The organism is Flavobacterium xizangense (genome assembly GCF_054075145.1).
The window spans coordinates 1-238 of the sequence record NZ_JBSIPG010000313.1; the positions used below are offsets into that span (position 1 = coordinate 1).

Annotated in this window: 1 protein-coding gene; it reads left to right on the forward strand. The window is 55.0% G+C overall.

Features of this window, described 5'->3' with window-relative positions:
- Nucleotides 1-98 precede the first annotated feature (98 nt).
- Nucleotides 99-238, forward strand: a 140-nt coding sequence (locus ACWA1B_RS23575) for a 6-phosphofructokinase (protein ID WP_456911120.1), incomplete at its 3' end; no start/stop codon positions are given.

The window sequence follows — 238 nt, forward strand, 5'->3', positions numbered from 1 at the left end:
GGTGGCTCGAGCCAGTCTAAGACAGACATTTCTTGAGCCAGTGGCACCTTGATCCAGTGCATCTTAACCGACCATTGTCTTGAATTCTAGAGTGGATCATGACCCATGAAGAGCATCATGCAGCCAAAACCCTGGGGATCGGCAAGGCCATCGCCGTGTTGACCTCTGGTGGAGATGCCCAAGGTATGAATGCTGCCGTCAGGGCTGTGGTCCGAGTTGGTATCTTCACGGGCGCCCG